Here is a 5,777-nt window from a genome sequence, read left to right on the forward strand (position 1 = left end):
GTAAGCAGGGATCAGAACGGCGACCAAGAGGATGAACATGAGGACCATGAAGATGGGGAGGGACAAGGCCTTCATCCCGGCACCCCCGTGAAGGTGTAACCTATCCTGAACACGTCCCCCTGACCGTACATGACCCACACGACGGCTATGTCCCCCTTAGAGAAGCCCGAGAAGATAACGGTCACGGGGTCGTTGAAGGGTATAGTGTAGGCCCGAATCGGAGAACCAATCAGGAGGTGGCCGTTTAGATCATACACTTTAGCGAGGGTAACAGGCTCGGCCAACTTACCATTGGCCAGGTAGACGGAGAACGAAGGTTGACCCTGAGGCGTAACGAGGCCGACTGAGGTCTCGAAACTGGAGGGCTCTGGGAACACTAACACCGTAACGTTACTGGTCTCCGCAGGGTCGTATGCCTCCAGTACTAAGCTAGCCTGGTTCCCTTTATTAAGAAGGGGACCAACCGATATCGTGGTTTGGGAAGCTAAGTTGTTGGCCACCTGTTCTTCTGAGGACAAGATAAATTGGGGGTAAAGAACAGTAATGGATAAGGCTATCACAGCTAATCCCAATGTCACGACGGCAACTAGGAGTATTATTTCCTGAACTACATTCTCAGGCAATTATCCTCGAGAATATAAGTTATTCTTCTTGTTATAAATCTTTGCCGAATTTGATAGAAAGTTTAATTGTGATTTTCTTATGATAGCCCGTTGGCTTGATATCTTTAGAGTGAGGGAAAAGGTTTATTACTGAGAGTCTTGTCAAAATAGTATTGTAATGCCTAACGTAGTGATAACTTTTCTAGTGATCGTAGTAACACTGATGATGGCCTTGGGGGTCTTCAGTCTGTACACGACTTACTTTTCAGCGCAATCCATCACACTTCAGGAGAGAGAGACATTGGTGGCACAATCAAAGCAATTGGTTACCTTCGTCTCTCCCATAACCTTCCGAGGAATAACACCGAACTATCAGTACTTTAACGTGTCCTTCCTCTTGTGGTACAGCTCTCCCACTAAAAATGTAACCTTAGTCCCCTTCGTGGTAAACCAGTTACCCGGAATAGGAGTCTATCTTTACACCCCGTCTGTGGAGGAGAACGCTCTGATCATGACTAACTCCTCAGGTAAATTGAACGTGATTAGGGGATTTCACCTGAGCTCCACAGTTTTCACCACACAGGGACAACAACTTAGCGTTAATGCTGAAGCCTTCCCAGTCGGCCAGAGCGGTACGGTGATGGTGAACGCGAAGGTCTCTCCAGGTCAGATAATAGTTGTATGGATACTAACCTATGAGTTCGGATCGTGGTATAGGTTGGGCTACTTTTTCGTTAATCCAGAGGACGCCGGTCTGGGATTATATGTTACCACGGCTACTGCTCCATATCTGGGTAACAGCAAAAATACTAACTTCCAGCCTCCCCACTTGTTTAGCAATAACCAGGGGGTTCAATTGGGTCTTTGGTTCAAGGTAATAGACAACGCTACGTCCCCCTCAAACATATTATATTTTACTTTTAATGCTACCAATAACAAGATTTATTATATATATATTTATCAGTACGGCGAGAAAATATTGGTTAAAACCAATGCAAGTCCTAATAACCCCATCCCACTTGCCAACGCGAATGTAGGGGCGAAATACTTCATTAACCTGAGTTTCGGGTCTCAGGTAAAGCAAGACGGTATATCGATATATAATTCCAGTGGAAATCTCATAAATTATACTACCCTAGGTATTGGAGAGGCAAACTCCTACGTGGCTAGTGTAAAGTTCGGCTCACCATATCAGGCTGTTGAGATTTCCCAAGCATTTCTTGAGACATTACAAAATGAAAATGGACTCGGAGCTTTCTATAATACATCATCCACTGCGCTTCGTAATGGATTTTATTATAATAACACTGAACCTCTATATCAGATTATTAATGGAGCTAAAAATAATCTGCACGCCATTGTCTACTGGTACTTCGTCTACCCTACATCCTCTCCTCCTCCCTACGTTAGTGCCACAGTGTGGTACTGGCCCAATGGTAATTCATCTTTGAATGAGACGTATCTCTACCCCTCAGGTCCTAACACGTGGACTATAGACTAAATGGACTTTCCTGCGGAGCCCACCAGTTACATTTTTATCCTCAACTTCCCACTTGTTTTTGCGGCCGTAGTCCAGCCTGGATTAGGACGCTGGCCTCCCAAGCCAGAGATCCCGGGTTCAAATCCCGGCGGTCGCATCTCTTTTTAATTTACAGCAGTTATTAGATTTGCCTTTGATTACAGGCCGACATTTATGGGAAAGTCCTATAACTGCTGTAATTTAAATGATTGTACTCCACTATGCTCATCATAACCGACTAAGGCCGTGATGAGAAGAGGGTCGAGTGATATGTGATCTACGCTGGAAAAACTGATTTAAGCTGTTCTGATCAACCTGTTTGATCCTAACCCTTCGTGTGAACGTAAAGTTCATCTCTTGGAATATTGCTATTGATGATATCCTAGAACCTGTCTCTAAGCAATAGACTTAAAATCATATTCCAAAAATATTCGGTATATAATTTTAATTGTGATCCGAGAGAAGGGTTTGAGGTAAGGGAGATATCGTTTTACTCATGAAAAGAATCAAGAGGGTAATACAGCCGTTCCCCTTCGAGAACTTTGGCGAACCGAACGTAAAATAGAGTTCTTCCTAAACTTTCTGGGAGGTCCTCAGGCTCTACAACGAGGTCAGGATCCTAAGACCTCAGAGGAGCAAGGCCTTCCTGTCCTTCACGAGCTCCCTCGAGCGGAGCTCAGGTTCATTGCCCTTCCGCTAACCCGCCCTTGTGCTCCGTCCTCGTGACCTTTAAGGGCATGGGAGGACCTTAATGTTCGTCTTAACCTTGCTCTGACTTAAGAAGGTAGTAGATTATCTAGGCATCCAATGGGTTGAATTATTAGAATCACTTCGATTTAATTCTAACTTATTTTAGAGAAGCTTGTTTGGGTCTACCGTGAAGGGCGAGGTTTTACGCCCCTCACTCCCCCCCCCATAAGCTTTACTTACAAAATTAGACGGAGAGGGTACTACTGTGAAGTCAATGAGTCCACTCGAGGTGGAGGAAGGCACTCAGTGACACTCCCCCGTCTCATGGGTTAAGTCTATACTCTCTAACCTGGGCGTGGGGAGAGAATAGTAGTGATGAGGCCGAGTGATTACTAGCCATTAAAAGTGACAACTAGCCACGATGAAGACCGGACTCTCAAAATCCGAGTGCTTTAAAATACCTATGTGAGACCTAGAACCGTCTTTTCACCGCGTCTATGAGCTTGAAGATGATCAGAAACAAATCATGATTCCCATTGAAAAGTCCTCTCCGTTTAAAAAAGATGATATCCAATCCTACTTATGGTTATGAGTCTTTTGGATTCTAGGGCAAAACACCCCTTCGAGTTCCAAGCCGCATATTACCCACCTATCTACGCCGGAATTAAGGCACATACCCTGGGAGAATTGATGGAGGGTATCAAGAGGGTTGACGGCTACTCCATATTTTATCACGTATTCCATCCAGTCTTCTCAAGTCACGTCGTACCCTACGATCTCCACAACGACTTTGCAGTGTGGATCAGGGACGAGCTTCACGACAACTCCCTAGCTTACCTGGTCTCCGATGTGGAGGGTAGGGAGCCCAGGACTGTGGAGCAAGTTAGGGAGAGCCTCCTGGAGGTATTGAGGAGAGGAAGCCCCGAACTCAAGGGAGGCAAGCCGTTCCTCTTCCTCACATGCAGACCCGTGGTTTACGATACTGGAAGGAGGGCCTGGACGCTGGGTGAATTCATCGACATACTCTCAGAGATAAGCATGAGGTCAGTAGTTTATCACCTGGTTTTCGGTAGGGCCATGGGTTACTCTCCCAGAAACGACTTCTCCTCCTGGTTATTGCAAGAGTTCAACGCCGTCTCACTGGCCGATAGGATTTCATCAATAGATCCACAGACCTACGTAGAGGAGGAGAGACTAAGGGAAGACCTCCTTGACGCGATAGAGGAGGAGATATACCGTGATTGAGAAGTTCGTCCCAATAGTGGGAGAAGACGCTGTGGACAGCGTCTTCAAGATAGCCGAGAAGCTCAGGGGGATCTCGGTTCTTCACGTCAATTCTACGCCCAAGGGGGGTGGAGTGGCTGAGATACTGAGTAAACTTGTTCCCCTCATGAGGGAGGTGGGAATCAACGCTGAGTGGAAGGTAATACGGGGCGACGAGGAGTTCTTCAAGGTGACCAAGAGCTTTCACAACGCTCTACAGAACGGAACTGGACAGCTCCAGGGGAACTCCTTCGAAACTTACAAGAAGTGGCAGGAAATCAACCTCTCTGAGCTCCCCTTGGATTACGACGTAGTTTTCATACACGATCCTCAGCCTGCCGGTCTGGTTACGCAGAGGAAGAAGGGAAAGTGGATATGGAGGTGTCACATAGACATATCCAACCCGTTCCCCCCAGTGTGGGAATTCTTGAGGGGCTACGTGGAGAGGTACGACTCCGTCATAGTATCCTCGCCCGTGTTCGGGAGGGACGACCTTTCCGTGCCTCAGTTCGTGATCCCTCCCTCCATAGATCCTTTGAGCGTTAAGAACAAGGAGATATCGCGCTTCACGGTGGAGAGGATACTTAGGAAGTTCGGACTGGACCTGGATAGGCCCATAGTAACTCAGGTGAGCAGATTCGATAGAGCGAAGGATCCGGTGGGGGTTATAAGGGCCTTCGCTGGGATGAAGAAACACGTTGACGGGCAGTTAGTGTACTTGGGAAGCCCAGCGACGGACGATCCTGAAGGTGAGGAGGTTTACAAGGAGACGTTGAAGGCCGCTGAGGGAATAAAGGACGTTCATCTGCTCCTCTTACCTCCAGATAGTGACCTTGAGGTTAACGCCTTTCAACGTGGGGCAGACGTAGTGATGCAGAAGTCGATAAAGGAAGGATTCGGATTGACCGTTAGTGAGGCGCTCTGGAAAGGTAAACCAGTGATAGGTGGAAACACGGGTGGTATACCTCTCCAGGTGATCCACGGGCATACGGGGTTCCTGGTAAGTACGCCTGAGGAGGCCACTCACTACTTGATCTACCTCCTGAGGAATAGGGACATAAGGGAGAGGATGGGGAAGATGGGAAGGGAACACGTCAGGAACAATTTCCTTACCATAAGGGAACTGAGGGACTATTTAATGACGATCCTCCTGACTAAGGGAAGGACATAGGTTCTTGTATTTATATCCATTAGTAGTTATTAGATTTCCCTTGATAACGGGACGTCAGTCAAGGGAAAGTCACATAACTGCCATCAAACTCTTTCCTGACCATCATTCCTGACTCTCAATAATGATTGGCTTAAGAGTCGTTTCTTAACATGATCCCAAGGCAGGGTTTTCCTCTCCCTTTACGGTAGACCCAAAATCATATTATGAAAAATAATTCTGACAGAATAATATCGATTCGCGAAAGATAACAGGATTTATAAGAGTATTAAGAATTCAGTTGAAGAAAGGTTTAAGGTGAGGGAGATGTGGTATTACCACGTGAGTAACTGAGATGGTAACACCGGTTCTCCCTCACCAAAACAACGTACAACAAATAGGATATAAATTACTTTCCATGCTGAACTTCAAGGGAAAGAGAGGGGAAGAGGTGGCGAGAACCCTCATCTCAGCCTGTCTGTGGAACGATTCGGTGGAGAGCAAGTCGAGGGCGTACGGCGTGTCCCCACAGACCGTGAGGAATTACGTGGAGGAG

The 5,777-nt window shown here is 46.8% G+C and carries 5 protein-coding genes and 1 tRNA gene; 5 read left to right on the forward strand and 1 reads right to left on the reverse strand.

Translation table 11 applies throughout. From position 1 onward, the window contains the following. Window positions 1–71 precede the first annotated feature (71 nt). Window positions 72–623, reverse strand: a complete 552-nt coding sequence (locus tag METMK1DRAFT_RS09410) for a hypothetical protein (protein ID WP_009073403.1) — start codon at window positions 621–623, stop codon at window positions 72–74. Between the two features lie 157 nt (window positions 624–780). On the opposite strand from METMK1DRAFT_RS09410, the gene METMK1DRAFT_RS09415 reads away from it, so the two are divergent. The 5 genes from METMK1DRAFT_RS09415 to METMK1DRAFT_RS16595 all read left to right on the forward strand — a co-directional run. After that, on the forward strand, window positions 781–2,103 hold the full coding sequence (locus METMK1DRAFT_RS09415) for a hypothetical protein (RefSeq protein ID WP_009073405.1): 1,323 nt from the start codon (window positions 781–783) through the stop codon (window positions 2,101–2,103). A gap of 60 nt (window positions 2,104–2,163) precedes the next feature. Continuing rightward, window positions 2,164–2,239: transfer RNA gene (locus tag METMK1DRAFT_RS09420), tRNA-Gly, on the forward strand. Window positions 2,240–3,393: 1,154 nt separating this feature from the next. Then, window positions 3,394–4,056, forward strand: a complete 663-nt coding sequence (locus METMK1DRAFT_RS09425; RefSeq protein ID WP_009073406.1) for a DUF5752 family protein — start codon at window positions 3,394–3,396, stop codon at window positions 4,054–4,056. Further along, on the forward strand, window positions 4,049–5,245 hold the full coding sequence (locus METMK1DRAFT_RS09430) for a glycosyltransferase (protein WP_009073408.1): 1,197 nt from the start codon (window positions 4,049–4,051) through the stop codon (window positions 5,243–5,245). Before METMK1DRAFT_RS09425 ends, METMK1DRAFT_RS09430 begins: the two co-directional genes overlap by 8 nt. Window positions 5,246–5,576: 331 nt before the next feature. Then, window positions 5,577–5,777 (forward strand): DUF4322 domain-containing protein (locus METMK1DRAFT_RS16595; protein WP_009073411.1); only part of this gene is annotated, 201 nt, incomplete at its 3' end.

This window comes from Metallosphaera yellowstonensis MK1 (assembly GCF_000243315.1).
In the GTDB taxonomy this organism is placed as follows: Archaea; Thermoproteota; Thermoprotei_A; order Sulfolobales; family Sulfolobaceae; genus Metallosphaera; species Metallosphaera yellowstonensis.